Origin of the sequence: Streptomyces sp. NBC_00080, assembly GCF_045041255.1 — a bacterium.
Lineage (GTDB): Bacteria > Actinomycetota > Actinomycetes > Streptomycetales > Streptomycetaceae > Streptomyces > Streptomyces coriariae.
This window is the reverse complement of record NZ_CP108235.1, coordinates 3,809,281-3,834,890: the sequence shown is the minus strand read 5'-3', so window position 1 is coordinate 3,834,890 and position 25,610 is coordinate 3,809,281. Positions and strand designations below refer to the sequence as shown.

The window sequence follows — 25,610 nt, the reverse complement described above, 5'->3', positions numbered from 1 at the left end:
GGGAAGCGTAGGTGAGGCGGACGCGTATCCGGTTGAGCGGTTCGGGCATCGAAACGCTCAGGGGTGCCTCCCTAGGCTCGCCGACATGACTGACGAACACGTGCAGAGCTTCACGGTCGGGGACGTCGAGATCCTCCGGGTGGTGGAGTGGCAGTCCCTCTTCGTACCCGCTCGCGACCTCGTCCCCGGCTGCGGTCCCGAGGTGTGGAAGGAGCACCGGGAGCTGCTCGCCCCGGACCACTGGGACCCCGACAGCGACCGGGTGATGCTGGCGCTGCAGACCTGGGTCGTGCGCAGTGCCGGCCGGACGGTTCTCGTCGACACCGGCGTCGGCAACGGGCGGGAGCGGCCCGGCTTCCCGCACTTCCACCGGCGGCAGGGAGACCTGCCGGGGCGGCTGGAGCGGGCCGGCGTGCGCCCGCAGGACGTCGACGTCGTGGTCAACACCCATATCCACGCGGACCACGTCGGCTGGAACACCCTCGACGTCGAGGGGGAGTGGGTGCCCACCTTCCCTCGCGCCTCCTACCTCCTCCCGGCCGCCGACGACGCCTACTTCGGTCCCGCGGGCGGCTACGGCGGCGGCGTGCGGGAGGACGACCGCCTGGTCTACGAGGACAGCGTCGCTCCCGTGCACCGGGCCGGGCAGGCGGTGCTCTGGGACGGGGAGCACCGCGTCGACGAGCACCTCACCCTGGAGTCGACCCCCGGCCACACCCCGGGCTCGGCCGTCCTGCGGGTCGCCTCGCGCGGCGAACGGGCCGTGTTCGTCGGGGACCTGCTGCACAACCCGGTGCAGGTGCTGCGGCCCGAGTGCAGCAGCTGCTTCTGCCTCGATCCCGCACTCGCGGCTGCTCAGCGTGCCCGGATCCTCGAACGCGCCTCAGAGGAGGGGGAGTTGGTGATACCCGCGCACTTCGCCGGGCCGGGTGCGGTGGAGGTGCGGCGGCTGGAAACGGGACGGTTCGCCGTGGGCAGGTGAGGGCGCCGGAGATCGTGGTAGTCATGGAGGCATGAGCAACGACGGGGATCCCGGCGGCGCCGAGAGCCGGACGGTGGGCGGGCGCTACCGGCTGCTGGAACGTATCGGCTCCGGCGGTATGGGCACCGTCTGGCGGGCCCGCGACGAGCTCATGGAACGCGAGGTGGCCGTCAAGCAGCCCCGGCTGCCCGGCGATCCCGAGGACGACTTCCACCGCCGGGCCGCCCACCGCCTGCACCGCGAGGCCAGGGCCGCCGCCCGGGTCGACCACCCCTCCGCCGTGGCCATCCACGACGTCGTGGTCGAGGAGGGTGGGGGAGTCGACCCGGAGGGCGGACTCCCCTGGATCGTCATGGAGTTGGTCCGCGGCGAATCCCTGCACGAGGTGCTGAAGCGCGGCCCCCTCGACCCGGCCGAGGCCGCCCGGATCGGCCTCGCCGTCCTCGGCGCCCTGCGTGCCGCGCACGCCGTCGGCATCGTCCACCGGGACGTGAAACCCGCCAACGTCCTGCTCGGCCCTCCCGCACTCTCGACTTCGGCCGAGCGGGAGCACCCCCATGGCCGGGTCGTTCTCACCGACTTCGGCATCGCCCACATCCAGGGCGAGGAATCCCTCACCGTCAGCGGCGAGTTCATCGGCTCGCTGGAGTTCGTCGCGCCCGAGCGGATGGCCGGACGGGGCGGCGGCCCCGCCTCCGACCTCTGGTCCCTGGGCGTCCTGCTGTACGCGGCCGTGGAGGGCTGGTCCCCGTTCCGCCGTACGACCGTGGAGTCCACGCTCGCCGCGGTCATCGCCGCGGACCCACCGGAGCCGAAACAGGCCGGCCCGCTCGGCCCGCTCGTCGTACGGCTCCTGGTGCGCGACCCGGTACGGCGGCCCGACCCGGCGGAGGTCGCCGAGATCCTCGCGGCGATCACGGAGGGCCGACCGGTCCCGGCCGGGGAGCGCGGGGAGCGCGGGGAGCGCGGGACAAGGGAGTCGGAGGAAGCGGAGAAGGCGGAGGAAGCGGAGAAGGCGGAGGAAGCGGAGAGGGAGAAGGCGGAGGGGGGCGCGCCTCAGGACATGCGGGCGTTGCGGGAGTTCGGTGAGGACGCGGGAACGGTGCGCGTGGGGGCGGCGCGGCCGGACCCGGCGCGGCCGAGCGCGCAGCCCGCGGCGAACGACCACCCCGGACCGCAGCCGCAGCCCGCCTCGGACACCGAGCCAGGGTCGGCCGGTGCGGGCCGCTTCCGCCGCCCGCTGACGCGTCGCTCGCTGACTCTGGCCGTGCTCGTCGGGCTGCTCGCCGGCGGGACCTGGTGGGGGAGCTCCTGGCTCGGCGGTGCCGACAGCGGGGCGGCCGAGCGGCCGGTGACCTACGCCGGTTCGGCGCCGACGGAACCGTCCGCCTCTGCCCCTGCCTCCGCATCCGCCCCTGCCTCCGCCGGCGCGGGCGCACGGTGGGTCGCTCACCGCGAGGCCGGGCTGGCCGCCGTCCTCTCCCTCCCGAGCCGGTACCGGCAGTCGGCCCGGCAGGCCGACGCGGATCGGCAGCCGCGGCTGGTGGTCTATTCGGCGGGCGCGGTCGACGTACGCCTCACCCTCTGGGACAAGGCGCCCGCCGCCCCGATGGCCAGGGCGGCCCAGGCGCACGAGACCTGGACCGGCCACGCCCCGGACGCGCGCACCCAGACCACCCGCACCAGCTTCCACGGCGCCCAGGCCGCCCTCGCCGACACCACCTACGGTCTGGACGCCACCCCGACCCGTGTCATGGAGCTGTTCGTCCTCACCGCCGACGCCCGCATGTACGAACTGCGCGTCGACATGCCCAAGGGGACGCCGGAGGAGAAGCAGGGCACGGCGGTGTTCAAGGAGGCGCGCGACCGGCTGGAGATCGGTAAACGACCGGGCATGACGTCCTGATCAGCAGGTTTGTTGCCAGTGAACGCTGGCGCCATGTGTGCGGTCGGTGAAACCGTATTACCGGCGGGTACCCAAAGTCTTCCCCACGTCATACTCTGCGCCTCATGACGGACTCGCAGGCCCCGGAAAAGACCGGCACCGAGATCAGTGGGACGACCACGACCGGTACCAACCCCCTCGCCCCCTCCCCCACCGGCGTCCGTACCGCCGCAGACGTGGTCACGCCGGAGCTGGTCGCCCAGCTCACGAAGGGGGTGACCGGCTCCGGCCGTACCGCCAACCACACGCCGTTCACCGGCGGGAAACTGGCCGACCTGCCCGAGTCCACACCCGACGACGTACTGAAGGCCTTCGAGGCGGCCCGCAAGGCGCAGGCGGTCTGGGAGCGGACGCCCGTGCGGGAACGCGCCGCCGTGCTGCTCCGCTTCCACGACCTGGTGCTGGAGCGCCAGGCCGAGGTGCTCGACCTCATCCAGCTGGAGACGGGCAAGGCCCGTCTGCACGCCCACGAGGAGGTGCAGGCGGTGGTCGTCGCCGCCCGGCACTACGGCCGCAAGGCTCCCGCCTACCTCCGCCCCAAGCGGCACGCGGGCGCCATGCCGACGCTGACGAAGGTGACCGAACTGCGCCACCCGCGCGGTGTCGTGGGCCAGATCGCCCCCTGGAACTACCCGCTGGAGCTGTCGGTCGGCGACGCCCTGCCGGCGTTCGTCGCGGGCAACGCGGTCGTGATGAAGCCGGACACCGAGACCTGCCTGACCGCCCTGTGGGCCCGTGACCTGCTCGTCGAGGCGGGTCTGCCCGCCGAGGTCTTCCAGGTCGTCCTCGGTGAGGGTCCCGTCGTCGGCCCGGAGGTCGTCCGGCACGCCGACTACGTCTCCTTCACCGGCTCCACCCGTACCGGCCGCGAGGTCGCCCAGGGCGCCGCCGCCCGTCTCGTCGGTGTCTCCCTCGAACTCGGCGGCAAGAACGCCATGCTGGTCCTCGATGACGCCGACATCGAGAAGGCCGCGGCCGGCGCCGTCCGCGCCTGCTTCTCCTCGGCGGGCCAGCTCTGCATCTCCATCGAGCGGCTGTACGTCCACGAGTCGATCGCGGACGCCTTCGTCGAGCGCTTCGCCACCCGCACCAAGGCCATGCGCCTGGGCACCTCCCTGGCCTACGGCGCCGACATGGGCTCCCTGGTGGGCGAGCGCCAGCTGGAGACGGTGACCCGGCACGTGGAGGAGGCCGTCGCCAAGGGCGCCAAGGTCGTCGCCGGCGGGGTCGCCCGCCCGGACATCGGCCCGTACTTCTTCGAGCCGACGATCCTCGACGGGGTGACGGAACCCATGTCCGTCTGCACCGAGGAGACCTTCGGCCCGGTCGTCTCGATCTACCGCTTCAAGACCGACGACGAGGCCGTCGAGCAGGCCAACTCCACGCCGTACGGGCTGAACTCGTCGGTCTGGACGAAGGACGGCCGCCGTGGCCGGGACGTCGCCTCCCGCCTGCGCACCGGCACGGTGAACGTCAACGAGGGCTACGCCCCGGCCTACGGCAGCGTCCAGTCCCCGATGGGCGGCATGAAGGACTCCGGTCTCGGCCGCCGCCACGGCTCCGAGGGCATCCTCAAGTACACCGAGGCCCAGACGGTGGCCCAGCAGCGCCTCCTTCCGATGGCCCCGGCACTGGGCATGAACGACGAGAAGTACGCGGAGTTCATGAGCCGGAGTCTGCGGCTGATGAAAGCGTTCCGCTTCCGCTAGGGCGCCCGCGCCGGCGCGCACCCCCTCACACCCGTTCTCAAAGAGGAGAGCATGTGTCCCAGGACACCTACGACTACGACGTCCTCGTCGTCGGATCCGGCTTCGGCGGCTCGGTGACCGCCCTGCGCCTGACGGAGAAGGGCTACCGAGTCGGTGTCCTGGAGGCGGGCCGCCGTTTCACCCGGGAGTCGCTGCCCAAGAACTCCTGGGATCTGAAGAACTACCTCTGGGCCCCCAGGCTCGGCATGTACGGCATCCAGCGGATCCATCTGCTGGGCAACGTCATGGTGCTGGCCGGCGCGGGCGTGGGCGGCGGCTCCCTCAACTACGCCAACACCCTCTACGTACCGCCGAAGCCCTTCTTCGACGATCCCCAGTGGCGTGACATCACCGACTGGCAGGAGGAGCTGAAGCCGTACTACGACCAGGCGCGGCGCATGCTGGGCGTACGGCTCAACCCGACGACGACCCCCTCCGACGTGCATCTGAAGGCGGCCGCGGAGCGGATGGGCGTCGGCGACACCTTCCACATGGCGCCCGTCGGTGTGTTCTTCGGCGACGGCGAGGACGCCGACGGGACGGCGAAGGCCGCGCCGGGGGAGCAGGTCGCCGACCCCTACTTCGGGGGCGTCGGCCCGGCCCGCAAGGCCTGCACCGAGTGCGGCGAGTGCATGACCGGCTGCCGGCACGGCGCGAAGAACACCCTGAACGAGAACTACCTCCACCTCGCCGAGAAGGCGGGCGCGGTCGTGCACCCCCTGACGACGGTCGTCTCGGTCACGGACGACTCGCAGGGCGGCTACGCGGTCGCCACACTCCCGACCGATGACCGCCGCAAGGCGAAGGGCAGGGTCTTCAAGGCCCGCCGCGTGGTGATCGCCGCGGGCACCTACGGCACCCAGACGCTGCTGCACCGCATGAAGGCGGGCGGTCAACTCCCTTACCTGTCAGAGCGGTTGGGTGAGCTGACCCGTACCAACTCGGAGGCGCTGGTCGGTGCGCAGACCGACGACCGCCGCTACCGCAAGGCGACGGGCGCGGCGAAGGTGGACTTCACCCGCGGAGTCGCCATCACCTCCTCCGTCCACCCGGACGACAGCACCCACATCGAGCCCGTCCGCTACGGCAAGGGCTCCAACTCGATGGGCGGCCTGTCGATCCTGCAAGTGCCGTATGCGGAGGGTTCGTCGAGGGTCGCCGGCTGGCTCGCCAACGCGGCCCGCCACCCGCTCCTCGTCCTGCGCTCGCTCTCCAACCGCCGCTGGTCGGAGCGGACCATCATCGGCCTGGTGATGCAGTCCCTGGACAACTCGCTGACGACGTATCTGAAGCCGACGGGTGTGGGCCGCGGCCTGCTGACGGCACGCCAGGGACATGGCGCACCCAACCCCAAGCAGATCAGGGCCGCTTCCGAGGCCGCCTCCGCGATCGCCGCCGACATCAACGGCTTCGCCGGCTCCAACGTGGGCGAGCTGATGGGCACCCCGCTCACCGCGCACTTCCTCGGCGGCTGCCCGATCGGCGACTCGCGCGAGACGGGTGTCATCGACCCGTACCACCGCCTCTACGGCCACCCCGGCATCTCGGTCGTCGACGGCGCCGCGGTCTCGGCGAACCTGGGCGTGAACCCGTCGCTCACCATCACCGCCCAGGCCGAGCGCGCGATGTCGTACTGGCCGAACAAGGGCGAGACGGACCCGCGTCCGGCGCAGGGTGCGGCCTACGAACGGCTGAAGCCGGTGGAGCCGGTCAGCCCGGCGGTACCGGCGGAGGCGTTCGGCGCGCTGCGCCTGCCGTTCCTGGGAATCCCGGCCGTCCCGCCCAAGCAGTAGCAGTAGCGGATCCGCCCGGACACACGGCGAAGGGACCTGCGCCCCCCTCCGAGCGCAGGTCCCTTCGCTGGTCTGTACGCGCGTTACGCGTGCGTGCCGGCCTTGCGGCGACGGACCGCGAACACCGCACCGGCGCCCGCCACCACGGCGACCCCGCCGACCAGTCCGATCATCGGCAGAGCGGAGTTCGAACCGGTCGAGGCGAGGCTGCCGCTGATCGGCTTGGCGCCGCCCTGGGGCTTGGCGCCGTCGGTGGGCTTGTCACCGTTCGGCTCGGCGTCGTCGACACCGTCCGCGGAGCTGCCGGCGGCGAGGATCTCGACGTCGTAGTAGTCACCGTTGCCGTAGCAGGTGGCGTTCTTGCCCGCGTAGACGGCCTCGCTCAGCGCGAACGAGGAGCCCGCCGGCGCGGACGCCTTGACCTTCACCCGCAGGTCGAGCGTGGCGGTCGAGCCCTGCTCCAGCGAGTCGAGCAGACCCACGAACGACCCGGTGACGTTGACCTTCTTGCCGTCCTCGTCCTCGTAGTAGTCCTGGAACCCGTCGGTCCACTTGCCGTCCTCCTTGACCTGGATGACGGCGAGGCCCTCGGACAGCCACGCGTCCGTGTCGTCGCCGTACTCCATGAAGGAGTCGATGTACACGTTCTTCAGGTCCTGGTCGGAGCCGTTCTTGACGACGAACTCGAAGTCGTGCCAGCCGGAACCGGCGACGATCTTGCTCGGCAGACCCTTGATCTGGGCGGTGAGCTTCTCGTCGAGTTCGAAGGACTTGCAGTCCGTGTACGGGTCGAACCCGTCCTCGCTCTCGCTCGCCGACGGGCTCGCGGAGGCCTTGCCCGAGCCGGACGGCGACGAGCTGCCGGACGGGGAGCTGGAGGCGCTGCCGCTCTGTGATCCGGACGCCGACGGGGACGAGGTGTCGGACTCGGAGGCGGAGGCGGACGGGCTCGACTCGCTCGAACCCGACGGCGAGGCGGAGGTGCCGTCGGACGCGCTCGCGGACGGCGAGCCGCTCTCCTCCGCGAAGGCGGCGGGCGCGGACAGCAGGGCGAGCGGCGCGATGACGGCCGTCGCGGCCATGGTGACGAGCGTACGGCGAAGCTTCATGAAGACCTCGGTCGATCCGGTGGGAGGCCTTCCGCATGGGGGTTCGGGATGTGGCCTTTGGTTCGGTAGGTGTGACAGGCCAAAGCTGTGAACAGTTGTACTGGGCTCACAGGATCTTTATATGGCGCGCGTCACACCTGCCCGGCGAGGCCTCCCGCTCAGCCCTTCCCTGTATCCGTCTCGGTGTCCGTCGGGAGGAGCTCTCCCACCTCGGTCCCGCACTCCTGCTCGATCCTGGCGACCGAGGCCTTGCGGGCGGTGTCGTCGACCGGCGCGGAGGTACCGGCACCGGCTTGCAGCGACCTCGCGTACTGACGCAGCGCCGAGGCGTCCTTCCCGGCCGGTCCGGCGAGGTCGGCGAGGTCGGTGAGGACGGAGGCCAGCTCGTCCGGCGTGTGACGGCTGTCCTCGGACACCGATAGCGGTGCGGCTACGGAGCAGAAGGTGTCGGCCGGCTCACTCGCTCCCGCGACCTTCTGGTGGCGGGCGGCCGGGTCGAGACCGAAGTACCGGGCGGCCGTGGCGTCGGGAGTCGCGCTCCGCAGGATCCCCTGGACACTGGTGGCAGGCTTCCCCACGGTCCGGAACGCCATCGGTTGCTCGTCGCCGGCGACCAGCCGCTCCTCCCACGTCGAGCGGTAGGCGTCGGCGGTGCCCGTCTCTCCCTGGAACTCCCCCTCGCCGATCCGGCCGTGGTCGTAGGGCGGTACACCGTTCGAGCCCAGCGGTGACCATGCTCCGTCGGAGAAGCGGGCGAACGTGATCACGTAGTCGTGGCCGACCTCGAACCGCGAGGAGTCGGGCGACCCCAGTTCCTTCTTCGTACCGTCCTTCAGCTGCCATCCGTCGGCGGTGACCGACACCGTCGGCGGCAGGGCGGGTGCGTCGGACCGGGCCCAGACGAGCTCCTCGACCCGGAGGTCGACCGTCCGCGACAGATAGTCCTCCTGGGTCCTTTGTTGCCTCTTCCGATAGAGGCCGCTCGGGCCGCGCATTTCTGGCGGGGGCATCTTGCCGGGACATGACGAAGGGCCCCGCGGGACGGATCCGCGAGGCCCTTCTTTATCGTCAGCACCGGCGTCAGGGCAGCGCCGGTGCCTGGGAGCGGCGCCGGGGGGTCGCGCCGCTGGCCTGGACCTGTGGCAGTGCGGGCAACACATGGAAGAGGGTTGCCCGGAGGGGGATTTGGGGCTGGTCGGGGCTTTCTACGCATCGTGCTGGATGCGCGCGGCGCCCGCAACCGTTTGACCCAGCCCTTGTGCATTTTTGCATTTTTCGCCGGTCGGCTCGGCCCCGGGCGTCCCCGAGGCCGGCCGTTCTCTTGGGTGACCGGGCTGCTGTCCCCTGCCGTCCGGTCACTTGTCCGGAGCGAGGTCCCACGGCGCACGGCACGATCCGTACGCCTCATCGCTCCAGCGAGCCACGCGTGGTTATTCCGGGCCCGCCCCTGGCTGGAACGGACACCGGGACCAACGAAGCCGTCCGGGAGGCGGTCACGCGCCCGTACGGGTGAGAAGGGGGCTGACGGGGCCGAACTGACGCCCGACCTCAGACCCGGCCACGGCACAGTTCGAGCAGCGTCATCGCCAGGGACGTGCCGGACTTGCCGAGGGCGTCCCTGTAGTGGCCGAGGATCTCCATCTCGCGGGAGAGGTTCACGCGCCGGCCGCCGGAGGTGATCCGGGCATCCTGGATGACGGCGGAGACGGCCATCCGTTCCTGGATCAGACCGATGATCCGGTCGTCGAGCGAGTCGATGCGCTCACGGGCGCCGGTGATCACGTCGGCCGCCTCGGGGGTGCGGGCGCCGGTCAGGTCGATGGTGGTCATGGGGGCTCCTGTGGTGGATACGGGTGCCCCGGAGCGGCAGGACCCGGGAGAAACGACAGGCGCCCCGGGCCTTGTCGGCCCGGGGCGCCTGGGAAGTCGCTCGTCAGTTGCTCAAGCAGCACGACCATGGCAGCCGGTGGGCCGGTTGCCATAGGTAAAGACGAAGGTCGGGTGCGTGAGCATGCGGCCAGTATGCAGGGTCGCCGGGTGAGGTCCAAGGCGGTTCACGAGGCGGTTCGCATCCTGAGACGCGGTGGTGGTTCCGATGCCGGGACCGGTCCCACGTCCACCTCGGTAGAATCGGGTTACACAGAGACCCCGCCCCACCGCCGGAAGGCCCCCGTGTCATCAGCGACTCCTACTGCCGCCGCCCCCGACACCGTCCTGGTCGTCGACTTCGGCGCGCAGTACGCCCAGCTCATCGCCCGTCGAGTCCGCGAGGCGCGGGTCTACAGCGAGATCGTGCCGAGCACCATGCCGGTCCAGGAGATGCTCGCCAAGAACCCGGCGGCGATCATCCTCTCCGGCGGCCCCTCGTCCGTGTACGAGGAGGGCGCCCCCCGCCTCGACCGCGAGATCTTCGAGGCCGGCGTTCCCGTCTTCGGCATGTGCTACGGCTTCCAGCTGATGGCGCAGACCCTCGGCGGCACGGTCGACAACACCGGCGCCCGGGAGTACGGCCGCACCGAACTGCACGTCTCCCGCTCGTCCTCCACCCTCTTCGAGGGCACCCCGGCCGAGCAGGCCGTGTGGATGTCGCACGGCGACGCCTGCTCCGCCGCCCCCGAGGGCTTCAGCGTCAGCGCGTCCACGGACGTCGTCCCCGTCGCCGCCTTCGAGAACGACGAGAAGAAGCTGTACGGCGTCCAGTACCACCCCGAGGTCATGCACTCCACGCACGGCCAGCAGGTGCTGGAGCACTTCCTCTACCGCGGCGCGGGCCTCACCCCGGACTGGACCACCGGCAACGTCATCGAGGAGCAGGTCGCGGCCATCCGTGAGCAGGTCGGCGACAAGCGCGCCATCTGCGGCCTCTCCGGCGGCGTGGACTCGGCGGTGGCCGCGGCCCTCGTCCAGAAGGCCATCGGCTCTCAGCTGACCTGCGTGTACGTCGACCACGGTCTGATGCGCAAGGGCGAGACCGAGCAGGTCGAGAAGGACTTCGTGGCCGCGACCGGCGTCCAGCTGAAGGTCGTGGACGCGGAGGAGCGCTTCCTCACCGCCCTCAAGGGCGTCTCGGACCCCGAGGAGAAGCGGAAGATCATCGGCCGCGAGTTCATCCGGGTCTTCGAGCAGGCCCAGGCGGAGATCATCGCGGACGCGGGTCCGGCGGTGGAGTTCCTGGTCCAGGGCACCCTGTACCCGGACGTCGTCGAGTCCGGCGGCGGCACCGGCACCGCGAACATCAAGTCCCACCACAATGTGGGCGGCCTGCCGGAGGACCTCGAGTTCCAGCTGATCGAGCCGCTGCGCAAGCTGTTCAAGGACGAGGTCCGCATGGTCGGCCAGGAGCTCGGCCTGCCGGAGGAGATCGTCCAGCGCCAGCCCTTCCCGGGCCCCGGCCTCGGTATCCGGATCGTCGGCGAGGTCACCAAGGACCGCCTGGATCTGCTCCGCGACGCCGACGCGATCGCCCGCGAGGAGCTGACGGCCGCCGGTCTCGACCGTGAGATCTGGCAGTGCCCGGTGGTCCTCCTCGCGGACGTCCGCAGCGTCGGCGTGCAGGGCGACGGCCGCACCTACGGCCACCCGATCGTCCTGCGCCCGGTCTCCTCCGAGGACGCGATGACCGCCGACTGGTCGCGCCTCCCGTACGACGTCCTGGCGAAGATCTCCACCCGGATCACCAACGAGGTGCGCGACGTCAACCGGGTCGTCGTCGACGTGACCTCGAAGCCGCCGGGCACCATCGAGTGGGAGTAGGTCCTTCCGAGGCTCCGAGGCTCCCCGAGTCCTCCGGGGCTCTCTGAGGCCTTGTGAGGTCAGGTCCGTTTGAGCGTGCGCACCGGCGCCCCGGGCTGCCAGACCTGGGCGACCAGATACGTGTCGTCCTCGACGTAGGTCCGTACGACCTCCGTCAGCTCGGTGCGGAAGAGGTGGAACGGCTGCGGCGGTTCCACCTCTTTCACGTACGCCGCCCTCGCCTCCCCGTCCGCCACCTCGACCGCCCGACCCGCGACCCGTACGTCGCCCCCGCCCATCCCGGTGCCCTCGCCGGGGTTGGCCTGGAGGCAGAAGCGTGCGTCACGGCGCAGGTCGAGGGCCTTGAGCGAGTCCGGCATCATGCCGAGCCACAGCTCACCGCCGAGGAAGCGGACCTCGATGCCGGTGGTGCGGGGGGAACCGTCCTTGCGGAGCGTCGCGAGAACGTGATGCGTGAAGGCTCCGAAGCGCTGCTCGGTGATCTTCGCGAGTGCGGGTTCGGCTGCGGCGAAGGCCGCCCAGTTCGCTGTCATACGGCGAGTGTGGCCCCCATACCCGACATCCGCTGTCGGGTATGGCCGGACTGTGGGCCGCAAGCGCTGCCGCGGGTCAGAAACCCTGCGGCACCGGCCGTACGTACCGCTCCAGCCCCGCCGCGTCCCGCACCGGCGTGCAGCCGGCCGCCATGAGCCGCTGCGCCAGCTTCGCGCGCCGGGTCGTGTTGACCTTGAGGGAGCCCAGCATGAACAGCGGCATCAGCACGGCGAGCGGGAGCAGGACGGCGTACTTGCCGGTCAGCACCGCCATCAGCAGGAACAGCACCGCCGAGCCCCAGCCGATGGCCAGCAGCTGCTTGCGGTTGGCGGCCGCGCCGAGGGCGTCGTGGCGGATGAGCGCCGTGATCACGTCGACCTCCGGCTGCACCTCGGGGACCGGGGTGAGCGAGCCCAGGTACATGCCAGGCACCGGGCGGCCGGGGCCAGGGTCGGGGAAGGCCGCCGAGTTCGCCGCGGCCCGCTGCCGCGCCCAGGGGCTGGAGTCGCGCACCAGCTGGACGTGCATGATGCGGTGTTTGCCGACCAGGCGCACGCTCTCGTACCGGAAGCCGTAGCACTCGGCGAGGTAGACCAGCGAGCCGAACGTCTCCAGCTCCGCGAAGGGGTGGACCAGCTCGATGTCGTTGCGCGTCGCGATCTGACGCATGAGGGCGGTGATGTGGCGGTCGGTGAGACTCACGGTGTGCTCCGAAGGTGACGGAAATCGTCATCTTTACATAACGGCTCTGCCCTTTTGCACTGACCGACGGTAACTTCCGCGTCGTAAAGCAACCAGTGCTGGAGGACCGATGCACGGGCCCACGCCGCCTGCCCCCCTGCCCACCGACCGGCTTCAGTTCGCGATGCCGCCGATGCACGACTCGGTGGAGGACGAGCGCCGCCACCGCAAGGAACGCCTGGCGGGCGCGGTACGCATCTTCGGGCGGCTCGGCTTCGAGGACGGGGTCTCGGGGCACATCACCGCCCGCGACCCGGAGTTCGACGACTGCTTCTGGGTCAACCCGTTCGGGATGCCCTTCAAGCACGTCACCGTCGGCGACCTGGTGCTGGCCAACGCCGACGGACAGGTCGTCGAGGGCCGCTACCACGTCAACCAGGCGGCCTTCACCGTGCACGCCCAGGTGCACGCCGCCCGCCCGGACGTCGTCGCGGTCGCCCACTGCCACTCGGTGCACGGCCGTGCCCTCGCCGCGCTCGGCGAACTGCTCGACCCCATCACCCAGGAGAGTTGCGCGTTCTACGAGGACCACGCGCTCTACGACGCCTACACCGGCGTGGCCGTCGACGCGGAGGAAGGACGGCGGATCGCGTCCGCGCTCGGCTCCCGCAAGGCGCTCGTGCTGCGCAACCACGGGCTGCTGACGGTCGGCGACTCGGTGGACGCGGCCGCCTGGTGGTTCCTGTCGATGGAACGCTCCAGCCAGGTCCAGCTGACCGCGCGGGCGGCGGGCCGGCCCGTCCTGATCGACCACCGGGCGGCGGTCGCGACCAGGGAACAGCTCGGCGGCGACCTCGTGGCGTGGATCAACTACCAGCCGCTGTGGCAGGACATCAGCCGGGGCGAGCCGGACCTGCTGAGCTGAGACCCGCCCCGGCGGTCGTGTCCGCAGCCCGTGTCCGCAGCCCGTGTCCGCATGCCGTGTGCCGGTGCGCGTTCTAGAAGCCGCGCAGGACGACCGCCTTCGTACGGGCGAACTCCTCGTCCGTGAGTACCCCGTCCCGGTGCAGCTCGCCCAACTCGCGCAGTCGGCGCAGCAGGACGTCGTGGTGGTCGGACGGGGGCGGGACGGACGCCGCGAGCCCGCGCCCGCGGGCCAGGTTTCCGTACTCGCGTACCTGCTCACGCTCCTGGTCGCTCTCGTGCTCCCGCTCCGTACCCGTGTGGGTGGAGGGGTGCGGCAGACGGGCGGTGACCGCGGTCGCGACCAGGGCCGTCAGCAGGTCGCGGCTCACGTTCCCCCACAGGTCCAGGGCGTACGGGTCCTTCTCCGACGGCAGTTTCGAGAACACCGTCTCGCGGGTCACGAACCGCAGGAAGCCGTCCTCCAGGCCGGAGTTGGGCAGCCACTCGACCCGCACGACATCGCCGACGTTGATCACGCGCGGGCCCGTCGCCCGCTTCACCCGGTCCGAGGTGTCCGCCCAGTCGACCCGCACCTGGGTGCCGTCGAAGGAGACCGTGCCGTCGGAGGAACGCACGGAGACCGGAACCGGGGGACCCGGCAGGAGGTAGGCCTTGGTCGGCTCGCCCGGGACCTGGTCGAGGAGCAGCGCGTGCCGGATCTCCTCGGCGAGGTACTCGGCGACCCCGGAACGGTCCACGTCCACGGTGAGCCGGTAGGGATCGGCACGGTCGGGGAGCCGGCCGCCGGTCGCGTGCAGCAGCGGATCCGCCCCTTCGCGCAGCCGCATCCGCAGCCGTCCGCGCTTGCGTTCTGGCTCGTAGACGATCCCGGCGACCGCCTCCAGGGGCACGGTGATCTCCCCGTACGTCTGCCGGAACAGCGGTACGGAGCGGTGGAGTCCCGGGGTGATCCTGACCGATGTGCCGTCGAAGGCCCAGGTCCCGTCACGCTGGATGATCTCGGCCATACGGAAATTCTCGCAGTCGGGTCAACACGGCCCTGCCCGCTTCACCCGCGCTGACCAGACCTGCCGGGAACAAGGGGTGTGCCGTAGGGCACAATTCGCTGTCATTGCGGGGGAGTTGTTCACAGTGCGGCGGCCGGGATCCGGGCAGGGTCCTGCGAGGGTCGCCATCCGATCGGGTCGTGGGGAAGGCGGGCGTCGGACATGGCGGTACAGGAGGCGAGACAGGGCACCGAGTCGAGCAGGGGGCCGGGCACGCACGACGGGGGCTGTACCTGCGGGGACTGCCCGCACGGGGCCCGCGCGGGACACCGGCGAGCGGTGGCGGAGTTCCTGGTCCAGCGGGACGGGTTCGCGGCCGGGCACGGCCTGCCGGCCGCCGTCGCCCACTCCGTCTCGGCCTCCCGCCAGTGGGTCTCCGAGGAGCTCACCCAGTCCGCGGAACTCGTCGCCGAACGCGGCCGCGCCGAGGGCGAGGCCTGGCTGTCACGCCTGTGGCTCCGCACGGCGGTCACCGTGTGGGTGTCGGTCGTGGCGCTGTTGCTGGGGCAGTCCCTGACCGCCATCGGCGCGGGCTGGACCGACGCCCGCACCGCCGGACTCGTCGCCGCGCTGGTCGTGGCCGGCGCGCTGACCGCCGCCTCCTGGTTCCACCGGGCGCGCGGCGGGGTCCTCGCCCCCGTGATCGGTGAGGACAACCGCCTCTCCACCTCCCGCGCGGTCGCCGTCGGCTGGGTGCTGCTCGTGTCCTACGCGGTGCTGGTCCTGGTGGGCCGGCTCGCCGCCGCCTCCGGCCATGCCGAACGGGACGCGCTGCTCGCCGGGCTCGATCTCTCCCGCGGCGCCGGCGTGGTGACCGTCCTCGCCGTTGTCTGCGGGATCGCCGTGCTGGTGCGCCGGGTGGTCGGCCTGCGGGTCCTCGGCCAGCGGCTGCAGAAGGTCCGCGCCCATCGCCCCCGGGCCGCCGACCTGCTGACCGACGACGCCGGCCGCGGTACCTTCGCCGACATCCAGTACGTCGTGATCTGCGCCGTCGCCCTGGCCTTCGCCGCGGTCCGGCTGGCCCGCCGCCCCGACCAACTGCCCGACCTCCCCTGGGGCCTGGCGGGCGTCGTCCTGGTCTCGGCCGCGACCTACCTCGCCGGCAAGTACGCGGAGGGCGGCCGCCCCGTCATCCTCTCCGTCGTCCGCTCCCGCGAGGCCGGCGACCTCGACGCCCCGATCCGCACCGGCGACGACATCGAGATCCGTGGTGCCGGATTCGTCCCGCCCGGTGCCCAGACCGCCGACCGGCTCTCCCGCATGGTCGTCCGTATCGGCCCGGTCCATGTGCATGTTCCCCTCGTGCCGGTCACCGGTGGCTTCAGCAACCCCACCGACGCCGTTCTCACCGTCCCCGTCCCGGCGGACGTGGAACCGGGCCGGGTGGACGTCCAGGTCGTCACGGCCGCGGGTGCGGAGACCAACCGGTACGCGATCGACGTCACGGACTGAACCGAACCGGATCGGACTGAACCGGACCGGACTGAACCGGACCGGACTGAACCGGACCGGACTGAACCGGACCGGACCGTGGGGTGGAGGGGACCCTTCGGGCTCGGGTGGGCCGACGGGCCGGAGTGAATCGGTCGGGCGAAGTGAACCAGTGGTGCCGAGAGCTCGTGCAAACAGTTGAGCGCACCCCCCATTTCGTACGTATGGTCTGTTGAGGGGTCCCACCCCCTCCGGGCGAGAGGCGGCTACGGGCGATGACTCATGGCATGCGGACGGATACCTACCCCCCCTATCTCGACGGCGGCGGCCGCGACTGGCGGGACACCGCCACCCGGTACGCCCTCCTTCCCTTGCGCATCTTCCTCGGCGTCACCTTCATCTACGCCGGCCTCGACAAACTCACCGACGGTGCCTTCCTCAAGGCCGGCGGCGCAGGCTCGATCGGCGACACCATGCGCGCCGTCCGTGATTCCTCGGCCATCCCGGCCCTGGTCGACATGGCCCTGAAGAGCCCCGTCGGCTTCGGCTACGCGATGGCCTTCGGTGAACTCGCCGTCGGTATCGGCACCCTGCTGGGCGTCCTCACCCGGCTCGCCGCGCTCGGCGGCGCCCTGATCTCGCTCAGCCTGTGGCTGACGGTGAGCTGGGCCTCGGACCCGTACTACTACGGCAACGACCTCGCCTACCTGATGGCCTGGCTGCCCCTGGTTCTCGCCGGTGCCCCCGTCCTCTCCCTCGACGCCGCCTGGCGCTCCAGGCGGCGCCAGCGAGCGGGAACCCGAGCCAGGTAGGGCCTGCGCCCGGACGGCCCACCGACGTGTGGATCGTGCGGCCGGCCGGTCTGCCCGTCTGCCCCTCTGCCCGTCTGTCCCTCCGCCGGTGGGCCGGTCAGCCCGTCTGCTCCTCGGCCGGTGGGCCGGTCCGTCGGTCAGGCGGCCGGGTCCGGGCCGGTCCCGGCCGGGGTGGTCCGGCGGGACGGGCTTCGTCGTCTGCGTATGCTCCTCGCCACGACGCCCGTCGCGCCCGCCAGACAGAGTCCGGCCGTGACCACCGGGATCACCACGAACCACGGCGTCTCCCAGAGGCCGCCCGCGTCACCTGCGTAGATGACGCCCGCGAGGGTGAAGAAGGCGCCGGCGACCAGCCTGCCGGGCCGGAACTCATGACGCAGCACGGGACACCTCCGCCTGTCCCACGCCGACCTGGAGGTCGAGGTCGATGGTCCCGGCGTCCTTGGCGCCCGAGACCGGCGACAGGGTCACCTCCTTGTGCTTGCCCGGCTGCACGTCCACATCCTTCTCGTCGTCGCCCGGCAGCTGGATGTCTCCCAGCCCCACGTCGATCCTCACCTTCACGGTCACGTCCGGCGGGACGATCACCCGCAGTCGGCCCGCCCCCACCTCGGCATTGGTGCTCACCGTCTGTCCCTTCGCGAGTTCCAGCCGGGACAGGTCCAGGGTGCCGTCCCCGGTGCCCAGGTCGTAGCCCGTCCGTACGTCCGCCACCGCGGCGGGCTGCCACACCGTGTCGATCCAGTGCGTCCCGATGTCCTTGGGCAGGACGGTCGTACCGGCCAGCAGACCCGCCGTGACGATCGCCAGGAACACCGACCCCGCTCCGGTCCGCCCCAGGAACGAGCTGACCGCGATCCCCACGCCGAGCACGATGAGCGCGGCCGCGAGCCCCGCCTGCAGGCTGGTGCCGAGCGGGTGGTCGTCCCAGGTGAGCCGGGTGACGAGGGCTGCCGCGAGCGCGGCGAGCAGGAAGAGCCAGCCACCGATCCAGCGCGGGCCGCGCGGTCCGGCGTACGGCCTGTGCAGGGTGCGTATGTCCTCGGGGCGGCGCTTGTGGCCGACGAGGTCGACGTCGATGGTCTCCGTGATGTCCCGGGCCCGAGCGTCCCACGGGCCCCACAGATAGCCCGTGCCGCCGTCGTGGGTGCCGTCCTTGACGATGGGGTCGCGCCACCAGGAGGGGTAGGCGGAGGGGGCGGGCGGTGCCTGGGCCTCCGGCGGGGCGTCGGCCACGGCCTGTGCGGCCAGCGGGTCGGGGTCCGAGGCGTCCCGGTGCCGTGACCAGTAGCCGGCGCCCGCGAGGAGGAAGGAGACGACGACGGCGAAGGTCAGCACGCTGCCGTTGTTCAGCATCGACAGAAACACCCCGCAGCCGACCAGCGCGAACAGCACGGCCGCGAGAGCCTGGCCGTCGACCCGGCCGGTCAGGAGCTTGCGCACCTCGTTCTGCTCGTCGTCGGAATAGGGGACGAAGAGCCAGGCGAAGCCGTAGAAGATGAGGCCGATGCCGCCGGTCGCGGAGAGCACGGCGAGCGTGATCCGGAAGATCACCGGATCCATGTCGCACTGCCGCCCGAGGCCCGCGCACACCCCGGCGAGCACCTTGTGCTCCCGGTCCCGCCGGAACCTGGGCGGAGGCCCGACCGCTTCGGCCGCTCGCGGTGCCCGGGGACCACCCGGTCCCTGGCTTCCCCCCGGGCCAGGGCCCGGGGCTTCTCCCGGCCCTCGGTCGCCGTCCGGCGAACCGTCGTCGGATTCCGTCCCGCCGTTGGTTGCCGCGCCGGTGCGGGCCGCCGCCGCGGCGGCGGTCGCGGCCTCGGTGGCCGCCTCGACCACTGTCCTGTCGTCGGCGTCCGTGCCCGCGCCCGTATGCGTGCCCGCGTCCGGGCCGGAGCCCTCCGACGGGCCGTGTCCTGCGCCTTCTCCCTGTTTCCCGTGCGCGCCCGCCCGCTCGTGCGCGCGAGGTTCCTCACCCGCGGCGCCCCGGGCGCCGGAGGACGGGGCGGCCGCGTCGGGCGCGGCGCCCCCGTCGGGCACGGCGTCCGCGGCGTGCTGGTGATCTGTCATGAGTCCATGGTGGCGGGCGAGCCGCTCCAGCGGCAGTCGGAACGACCCTGGTCGGACCCTGATATCGGCCCTGATCCGGGGCGGGGGAGGCGTTCGACGGGCGAGAACCCCGGAGATCAGGGGAGTCTCGGGGGCGAACCCTGATGCCCGGGACCGGCGACCGTGTGACCATCGTTGGCATGCCGGAAGCCGCAACAGTGCCACTCGTCGAACCGCGGCCGCCGCGCAAGCTCTACCGCAGCAGTGACGGACGCTGGCTCGGGGGCGTGGCGCGGGGGCTCGCCGGGCATCTCGGGCTGCCCGTGGTGTGGGTGCGGCTCGTCTTCGCCGGCCTGTTCATGGCGGACGGTCTCGGCGCCCTGCTCTACGCGGCCTTCTGGTTCTTCGTGCCGCTCGGGGTCGGCGGGGTCGGCGGGCAGAAGCCCCCGGCGCTCGTCGGCACCGAGACCGCGCCCGACGGCCGTCGCAGGCTCGTCGCCCGCAAACCGGACAAGGGGCAGATCGTCGCGCTGCTCCTCATGGTCGTCATCGCCATGGTCTTCGTGGGCAATGTGAATCTGGGCAGTGGCGCCAAGGCGTATCTGCTGCCCGCCGTACTCGTCGGCGCGGGCGTCGCCCTCGTCTGGCGCCAGGCGGACAACGCGCGCCGGGCCCGCTGGGTCGAGGTCGGCCGCAGACGCCGTACGCTCACGCTCCTGCGCGCGGGCGCCGGCGTCCTGCTCGTCACGGCCGGCGTCTCCGGCATCTTCGTCCTCCAGGGCTCCGCCGCCCACCTCGGCTCCGTGCTCCAGGCGGCCCTCGCCGTCCTCGTCGGCATCACGCTCCTCGCCGGTCCCTACCTGGTCCGTATGACCCAGGACCTCTCCGAGGAGCGCCTGATGCGCATCCGGGCCCAGGAGCGCGCGGAGGTCGCCGCACACGTCCACGACTCGGTGCTGCACACCCTGACCCTGATCCAGCGCAACGCGGAGAACGCCGGGGAGGTGCGCCGCCTCGCCCGCGCCCAGGAGCGCGACCTGCGCACCTGGCTCTACAAGCCCGAGGGCACGGGCAAGGAGGAGGCCGACGAGCCGACCACGGTCGCCGACGCGGTGCGGCGCAACGCCGCCGAGGTCGAGGACAAGCACGGCGTCCCCATCGAGGTCGTGGTCGTCGGCGACTGCCCGCTCGACGAACGGGTCGGGGCACAGATGCAGGCCGCGCGTGAGGCGATGGTGAACGCGGCCAAGTACGGTGGCGAGGGCGGCGCCGTGCAGGTCTACGCCGAAGTCGAGGGCAGGACGGTCTTCGTGTCCGTCCGCGACCGCGGACCCGGCTTCGACCTCGACTCGATACCCGCCGACCGCATGGGCGTCAGAGAATCGATCATCGGCCGCATGGAGCGCCACGGGGGCACGGCGCGACTGCGGGCCGTCCCGGACGGCGGCACGGAGGTCGAACTGGAGATGGAGAGGGCGGAGAAGACGTCATGAGCGACCCGACCGACACGAACAGCACAGGGGGAGCGGCGGAGGCGGCCGAGCCGGCGCAGTCCTTCGGCGGCACGGGCGGGCGCCATGTGCGCGTGGTCCTCGTCGACGACCACCGCATGTTCCGTACGGGAGTACAGGCCGAGATCGGCCAGACCGAACAGACCGGCGTCGAGGTCGTCGGCGAGGCGGCGGACGTCGACCAGGCCGTCACGGTGATCACCGCGACCCGGCCCGAGGTGGTCCTCCTCGACGTCCATCTGCCGGGCGGCGGCGGGGTCGAAGTGCTGCGCCGTTGCGCTCCGTTGATGGCCGACGCCGAGCGGCCAGTGCGCTTCCTCGCCCTGTCCGTCTCGGACGCCGCGGAGGACGTGATCGGGGTGATCAGGGGCGGCGCCCGCGGCTATGTCACCAAGACGATCACCGGCACCGACCTCGTGAACTCCATCTTCCGGGTGCAGGAGGGCGACGCCGTGTTCTCGCCGCGGCTCGCGGGGTTCGTGCTCGACGCCTTCGCCTCGACGGACGCTCCGCCGGTCGACGAGGACCTGGACCGTCTCACCCAGCGTGAGCGCGAGGTGCTGCGGCTCATCGCCCGGGGCTATGCCTACAAGGAGATCGCCAAGCAGCTCTTCATCTCCGTCAAGACGGTCGAGTCGCATGTCTCGGCGGTGCTGCGCAAGCTCCAGCTGTCCAACCGGCACGAGCTGACCCGCTGGGCGACGGCACGACGGCTGGTATGAGGGACGGCCTGCCTGACCGGGCGGACTCACACGACGCGCGTCGCGCCCGCGAACGGCATCTCGTCGATGGACGCCACGCGCACCGGAGCCGACGGGTTCGGTGCGTGGATCATCTGGCCGTTGCCGATGTAGAGGCCGACGTGGGTGATGCCGGAGTAGAAGAACACCATGTCGCCCGGGAGGAGTTCGGAGCGGGAGACGCGCTGTCCGGCGCCGATCTGGGCGTAGGTGGTGCGGGGCAGGGAGACGCCGGCGGAGCGGTACGCGGCGAGGACCAGGCCAGAGCAGTCGAAGGCGTTCGGCCCGGTCGCGCCCCACACGTAGGGGCTGCCGAGCTTGGAGTAGGCGTAGGAAACGGCATCCGCGGCACGGGAGTCGGGGGCTCGGTCGGTTGTTGTGCCGGGGGCCTGGAGGCCGTCGCGCCCGTCTGCCGAGGTGCGTGAGGCGCGGCCGCTCGCGGTGCCGCCGCTCGTTTCCTCGCCGATCCGGGACCGATCCGCCGCCGTCAGGCGGCCCAGCAGGCGGCGCGCCGCGTCGAGTTTGCCGGTGATCGTCTTCTTGTGGGTCTTCAGCTCGGCCTGGCGCGTCTGGAGCGAGGTCAGTTCGACACGCGCGGCGCCGCGCAGCTGCTCGATCTCCCGCAGCTGTCTGCGTACTCGGGTGACGGCGGCCGACTGGCGGTCCCCGGCCCGTTCGGCGAAGGCGGCGCCGTCGAGGTAGCGGTCGGGGTCGTCGGAGAGGGCCAGTTGCACGGCCGGGTCGAGCCCGGTGCTGCGGTACTGCGCCGCCGCCATCGAACCCAGCGTCTCCCGTGCCGTGTTGAGTTTCTCCTCCTTGCGCGCAGCCTCGTCCCGCAGGCTCTCCAGTCGCTGCTCGGCCGCCGTCGCCTTCTCCCGGGCGCCGTTGTACTTCTCGGTGGCTTCCTCCGCCTCCTGGTAGAGCTTCGCCACCTTCGCCTTGACCTGGACCGGAGTCAGGTTCGGTTCGGCCTGTCCGGTTCCGTCGAAGGCCGTCGCCGTCGCGGCGCCCGCGAGAGCGAGGGTGAACGCCGTGCGGGCCGTCTGGCCGCCGAGCGAGCGCTGTCGGGGCTTGCGGTGCGCTGCCACGTGGGACTGCACGTCCTTTCGTACGACCGCCTCATGCGTCCGTACAGCCGCCGGAGAGCCGTCGGGGGAGCGGACGGACGGCCCCGGAGGGCGGTTGACGCGTCCGGCGACGGCCCGCACAGGGGGAGCGGGACGCCGCCGGACCTTCTCGGCGGTGGTGGCCGACTGCCGCCCCTGGCCCGGGCGGCGGTGGGGAGCCGGCCACCTGGGGGAGGACGCTAGGCCCGGCTGTGACAGTCCGGTAACGCGAAGTGCGGAAGTGACACGAGTGGACCGCGTCATGATCAAAAATGCCCGGAACCCCGGACCCGGGCTGTCGGGTTCGCGCGGCGCGCTGACCGAAACGGCGATTTCGAGACACGCGAAAGGTGCTGGGTGCTATGGGACGCATATATGCGGCTTGAGGCATGGTGGAGAGCTGCTGCCGTGAGACCTCCACGGCGGAATAGCATCCGGCCTCATGGACTTACTCATTCATCTTTTCGTCGGCCTGCACATCATCGGAATCGCCGCACTCCTGGGGGGCTATCTCACGCAGTTGAAGGCAATGGGCGGCCAGGGCACGGCCCGCTTCGTCCCACTGATGCTCCGCGGCGCCGCGGCGATGCTGGGCACCGGTGTGGTCCTGGTCGGCCTCAACCGGGCGGACGACCAGAACGTCGACAACGCCAAGATCGGCGTGAAGCTGGCTCTGCTGATCGTGATCCTCGCCCTCGTCTACGTGAAACGGGACGAAGAGGTGGTGAAGAAACCCCTGTTCGCCCTGGTCGGGCTGCTTACCCTGGCGAACATCTTCATCGCGGTGCTCTGGACATGAGGGAAGCGCGGGCCGTGGCCAGGGCCGCCACGGCGACGGCCAGCCAGGCCGCCACCGCGATCCACAGCAGCACCTGCCCGGGCCCCCTCAGCGACGGCACGTCGACAGCGGCGGCGACGGACAAGGTCGCCGCCGCCGTCATGCCCATCGGGAACACGGTCGCCCAGCGGCACATGTCGTAGCGCGGACGCGGCCACCGCACCTCGGCGACCAGCAGGACGGCGTACCAGGCCAGGGCGAGCACCAGCAGCGCCACGGTCACCGTGCGCAGGACGCCGGTGTCGTCGGCGTTCCACAGATACAGGCCCCCGTCGTCGGCCGCGAGGAGACCCGCCCCCGCCAGCGCCGAGATGGCGAGCGCGCCGCCCGCCACCCACTGGTCCCCGGCGCCCTCGGCCACCTCCCGCAGGTCGAAGAGGGCCAGGGCGACGCCGTAGAGCACGAGCCCGAGCCAGAACAGCACGAGCGCGGTGTGTGCGAGCCAGGCCACCGCCTCCGCCTCGGCGAGGACCGCTCCCTGCACGGCGAGCCCCTGGGTGGCCACACAGCTCAGGAACACCACCCCCGTCATGCCCCGCCTCCACCGCCGTACGACGGTCACGAGCAGCACGGGCCACAGCACCGCCGCCACCGCCAGCAGCGCCTCGGCGAGGGTGTGCCGGCCGAGCGTGGAGACCCGCGTGCCGAGCACGGTCGTCGCCGCCACCGCGTTGAGCGCCCCGGGCGTGCCCGCCTCCGTCAGCCACCGCTCGCGCTTGCGCACCAGCCGCACGACGAAGTCCGCCGCCAGCGCCACCCACGCGACTCCCGCCATCGCCAGGGTGACGCGCGACAGGACGTCGTATCCCGTCAGGTGCAGTCCGATCGACAGGACGCCGGTCGCCATGACCGCGGCCCCCGCCGCCGGTGGCCGCCGCGCCCACCAGACGCGGAGCGGGGAGCCGGGGGAGGGGGCCGGCGACGGGAGGTCGGGGGAGCCTGGCATGCGGCCGATGCTAAGGAGCACGGCGCGCCGCGGAAGCGGGGCACGCGCGCGGGCGCGCAGAAATACGCGCGGCAGGGCGAGGGGTGTGCGCGCAGGGGCGGGAACGGGTGTGCCGGGGGTGTGCGCAGGCCCGGGGTGGGCGTGCCCTTCGTCCTCAGGCCGGGCGTACGACGCTGTGGATGCTCGACTCGCCGTCGTAGAAGACGGACTCCTCGCGGACGTACGCGCCCGGCTTCGGGGCGTGGATCATCATGCCGTTGCCGATGTAGACGCCGACGTGGCTGACGTCGTCGTAGAAGAAGATCAGGTCGCCGGGCCGGGCGTCGGCGAGAGAGACCGTGGTGCCCGCGTTCACCTGGTCGTAGGTGGTGCGCGGGAGGGTGACGCCGGCCGCCTTCCACACGGCCTGGGTGAGGCCCGAGCAGTCGTAGGAGTCGGGGCCCGTGGCACCCCAGACGTACGGCTTGCCGATCTGCGCGCGGGCGAAGGCGAGTGCCTTCTCGGCCTTGGTGGCGTACGAGGGGTCCTCGGAGCCGGCGGAGGGGGCGGTCGAGGACGACCCCGTGTCCGCCGACGCGCCGCCGCTCTCCTGCTGATCCGCGGCCTGCTCCGCCGCCTGCTGCCGGACGAGTTCCGCCGCCTTGCGCGCGGCCTCCTCCTGCCGCTGCTTCTCGATCGCCGCGAGGCGCGCCTTCTCCTGGGCCGTCAGCCGGGACAGCAGCTCGCGCGCCTCGCCGAGCTTCTTCTGGACGGCGGCCTTGGCGATCTTCAGGTCGTTCTGCGCGTCGGTGAGCGTCGCGAGGCTCTCGGTGGCCTCCCGGCGCTGCTTCATCGTCGCGGACTGCTCGGTGACGTAGTCGTCGACCGCACCCTTCTGGCGGCCGGTCAGCCGGCTCATCAGCTGGTTCTGGTCGAAGTAGTCCTGCGGGGTGTCCGCGAGCAGGAAGGCCGCCGTGTCGGGCGCGGAGGCGCCGGTGCGGTACTGGGCCGCCGCGTAGGAACCCAGCTCCTCCCGTGCCTCGTTGAGCTTCTGGGTGCGCTGGGCGACGTCGTCCATGAGGCCGTCGGTGCGCTTGCGCTGCTTGGTCGTCTTCTCCTTGGCGGCGTTGTACTTCTCGGTCGCCGACTCCGCCTGGCGGTAGAGGTCGTCGACCTTCTTCTCGACCTCCTCCAGGCTCGGCTTGCCGTCGTCCGACGGAGCGGCGTTCGCCGTCTGGGAGAGCAGGGCCACGGACGTGAGGGCGGCGGTGGCGAGGGCGGGGGTGCGTATCCCCGCCACGCGCGCGCCCGCGGAGCGCGGCTTGCGGTGCTGCGACGCCAAGGGGGGCGACTCCTTCCAGTGCTCCGCCTGCCGGGTCAGCGGTGGGGTCTCTCCCAGGCCGGTAGGGCACTGGGGGAGGGTTCGGGCAGGTATGTCGGAAGGGTTGCCCTACGGCCCGCCCCGGAAGGGCGTTGGGCCGATTCACCCCGAGGTCTCGGTGACTCCCCGGTTCCGTCGGCGTGAGCGGACGCGTCGGACTCGGCGGAGGCCGTGCGGTCCGGCGGGGTTCGCCGGTGGGGGTCGTACGGCCTTTCGGCACGGTAGCCAACTCGTGTGGTCCGTGTGAAGGTTGGTGGGCGATATGCCCGATACATTTTCGTGACCTTCGGCCGGAAGTT

Annotated in this window: 22 protein-coding genes; 11 read left to right on the top strand and 11 right to left on the bottom strand. The window is 71.7% G+C overall.

Annotated features, from left to right (window positions below):
* Positions 1-85: 85 nt before the first annotated feature.
* The 4 genes from OHU34_RS16850 (at position 86) to OHU34_RS16835 (ending at position 6,468) form a co-directional block, all read left to right on the top strand.
* Positions 86-982: an MBL fold metallo-hydrolase gene (locus OHU34_RS16850; protein WP_142265780.1), complete on the top strand. Its 897-nt coding sequence runs from the start codon at positions 86-88 to the stop codon at positions 980-982.
* A 31-nt stretch (positions 983-1,013) separates the two neighbouring features.
* Positions 1,014-2,888, top strand: a complete 1,875-nt coding sequence (locus OHU34_RS16845) for a serine/threonine-protein kinase (protein ID WP_405767024.1) — start codon at positions 1,014-1,016, stop codon at positions 2,886-2,888.
* Positions 2,889-2,992: 104 nt separating this feature from the next.
* Positions 2,993-4,636 carry a succinic semialdehyde dehydrogenase gene (locus OHU34_RS16840; RefSeq protein ID WP_405767021.1) on the top strand — a complete coding sequence of 548 codons (1,644 nt, stop codon included), beginning with the start codon at positions 2,993-2,995 and terminating at the stop codon, positions 4,634-4,636.
* Positions 4,637-4,689: 53 nt separating this feature from the next.
* Positions 4,690-6,468 carry a GMC family oxidoreductase N-terminal domain-containing protein gene (locus tag OHU34_RS16835; RefSeq protein WP_405767018.1) on the top strand — a complete coding sequence of 593 codons (1,779 nt, stop codon included), beginning with the start codon at positions 4,690-4,692 and terminating at the stop codon, positions 6,466-6,468.
* Positions 6,469-6,551: 83 nt separating this feature from the next.
* On the opposite strand, the gene OHU34_RS16830 is transcribed toward OHU34_RS16835, so the two are convergent.
* The 3 genes from OHU34_RS16830 to OHU34_RS16820 all read right to left on the bottom strand — a co-directional run bounded on the left by OHU34_RS16830 (position 6,552) and on the right by OHU34_RS16820 (position 9,407).
* Positions 6,552-7,577: an LPXTG cell wall anchor domain-containing protein gene (locus tag OHU34_RS16830; RefSeq protein WP_142265784.1), complete on the bottom strand. Its 1,026-nt coding sequence runs from the start codon at positions 7,575-7,577 to the stop codon at positions 6,552-6,554.
* 158 nt (positions 7,578-7,735) lie between these two features.
* On the bottom strand, positions 7,736-8,572 hold the full coding sequence (locus tag OHU34_RS16825; protein ID WP_405767016.1) for a hypothetical protein: 837 nt from the start codon (positions 8,570-8,572) through the stop codon (positions 7,736-7,738).
* Positions 8,573-9,125: 553 nt separating this feature from the next.
* Positions 9,126-9,407 carry a chorismate mutase gene (locus OHU34_RS16820; protein ID WP_405767014.1) on the bottom strand — a complete coding sequence of 94 codons (282 nt, stop codon included), beginning with the start codon at positions 9,405-9,407 and terminating at the stop codon, positions 9,126-9,128.
* 342 nt (positions 9,408-9,749) lie between these two features.
* Here OHU34_RS16820 and guaA point away from each other — a divergent pair, with 342 nt between their 5' ends.
* On the top strand, positions 9,750-11,330 hold the full coding sequence (gene guaA / locus OHU34_RS16815; protein ID WP_054242398.1) for a glutamine-hydrolyzing GMP synthase: 1,581 nt from the start codon (positions 9,750-9,752) through the stop codon (positions 11,328-11,330).
* A gap of 59 nt (positions 11,331-11,389) precedes the next feature.
* On the opposite strand, the gene OHU34_RS16810 is transcribed toward guaA, so the two are convergent.
* The gene (locus OHU34_RS16810; protein ID WP_054242399.1) at positions 11,390-11,863 is read right to left on the bottom strand and encodes a pyridoxamine 5'-phosphate oxidase family protein; all 474 of its coding nucleotides are present in this window, start codon (positions 11,861-11,863) and stop codon (positions 11,390-11,392) included.
* A 76-nt stretch (positions 11,864-11,939) separates the two neighbouring features.
* Positions 11,940-12,566, bottom strand: coding sequence for a hypothetical protein (locus OHU34_RS16805; protein ID WP_142265786.1), 627 nt, complete (start codon positions 12,564-12,566; stop codon positions 11,940-11,942).
* Between the two features lie 109 nt (positions 12,567-12,675).
* On the opposite strand from OHU34_RS16805, the gene OHU34_RS16800 reads away from it, so the two are divergent.
* On the top strand, positions 12,676-13,470 hold the full coding sequence (locus OHU34_RS16800; protein ID WP_020132127.1) for a class II aldolase/adducin family protein: 795 nt from the start codon (positions 12,676-12,678) through the stop codon (positions 13,468-13,470).
* Between the two features lie 73 nt (positions 13,471-13,543).
* Here OHU34_RS16800 and OHU34_RS16795 read toward each other — a convergent pair whose 3' ends face one another.
* Entirely contained in the window at positions 13,544-14,479 is a 936-nt protein-coding gene (locus OHU34_RS16795) for a DUF4429 domain-containing protein (protein WP_142265788.1), read from the bottom strand.
* Between the two features lie 201 nt (positions 14,480-14,680).
* Between OHU34_RS16795 and OHU34_RS16790 the strand changes: the two genes are divergently transcribed.
* Entirely contained in the window at positions 14,681-15,970 is a 1,290-nt protein-coding gene (locus OHU34_RS16790; RefSeq protein ID WP_405767011.1) for a hypothetical protein, read from the top strand.
* Between the two features lie 266 nt (positions 15,971-16,236).
* Positions 16,237-16,761, top strand: a complete 525-nt coding sequence (locus tag OHU34_RS16785) for a DoxX family protein (protein WP_020132124.1) — start codon at positions 16,237-16,239, stop codon at positions 16,759-16,761.
* Positions 16,762-16,898: 137 nt separating this feature from the next.
* Here the strand turns inward: OHU34_RS16785 and OHU34_RS16780 are convergent, their stop codons facing one another.
* Complete coding sequence (locus OHU34_RS16780) at positions 16,899-17,144, bottom strand: hypothetical protein (protein WP_405767009.1); 246 nt, start codon at positions 17,142-17,144, stop codon at positions 16,899-16,901.
* Entirely contained in the window at positions 17,131-18,831 is a 1,701-nt protein-coding gene (locus OHU34_RS16775) for a PspC domain-containing protein (RefSeq protein ID WP_405767007.1), read from the bottom strand. The genes OHU34_RS16780 and OHU34_RS16775 overlap by 14 nt, the downstream gene beginning before the upstream one ends.
* A gap of 143 nt (positions 18,832-18,974) precedes the next feature.
* On the opposite strand from OHU34_RS16775, the gene OHU34_RS16770 reads away from it, so the two are divergent.
* Complete coding sequence (locus OHU34_RS16770; RefSeq protein WP_372481708.1) at positions 18,975-20,303, top strand: PspC domain-containing protein; 1,329 nt, start codon at positions 18,975-18,977, stop codon at positions 20,301-20,303.
* Complete coding sequence (locus OHU34_RS16765; protein WP_142265792.1) at positions 20,300-21,043, top strand: response regulator transcription factor; 744 nt, start codon at positions 20,300-20,302, stop codon at positions 21,041-21,043. Before OHU34_RS16770 ends, OHU34_RS16765 begins: the two co-directional genes overlap by 4 nt.
* Positions 21,044-21,069: 26 nt before the next feature.
* On the opposite strand, the gene OHU34_RS16760 is transcribed toward OHU34_RS16765, so the two are convergent.
* Entirely contained in the window at positions 21,070-22,149 is a 1,080-nt protein-coding gene (locus OHU34_RS16760; RefSeq protein ID WP_230194873.1) for a C40 family peptidase, read from the bottom strand.
* Between the two features lie 460 nt (positions 22,150-22,609).
* Here OHU34_RS16760 and OHU34_RS16755 point away from each other — a divergent pair, with 460 nt between their 5' ends.
* Positions 22,610-22,966, top strand: a complete 357-nt coding sequence (locus OHU34_RS16755; RefSeq protein WP_142265794.1) for a hypothetical protein — start codon at positions 22,610-22,612, stop codon at positions 22,964-22,966.
* Here OHU34_RS16755 and OHU34_RS16750 read toward each other — a convergent pair.
* Positions 22,944-23,951, bottom strand: a complete 1,008-nt coding sequence (locus tag OHU34_RS16750; RefSeq protein ID WP_142265795.1) for a tellurite resistance/C4-dicarboxylate transporter family protein — start codon at positions 23,949-23,951, stop codon at positions 22,944-22,946. The two genes, OHU34_RS16755 and OHU34_RS16750, sit on opposite strands and share 23 nt — an antisense overlap.
* A gap of 154 nt (positions 23,952-24,105) precedes the next feature.
* Entirely contained in the window at positions 24,106-25,272 is a 1,167-nt protein-coding gene (locus tag OHU34_RS16745) for an NlpC/P60 family protein (protein WP_405767004.1), read from the bottom strand.
* Between the last annotated feature and the right edge of the window lie 338 nt (positions 25,273-25,610).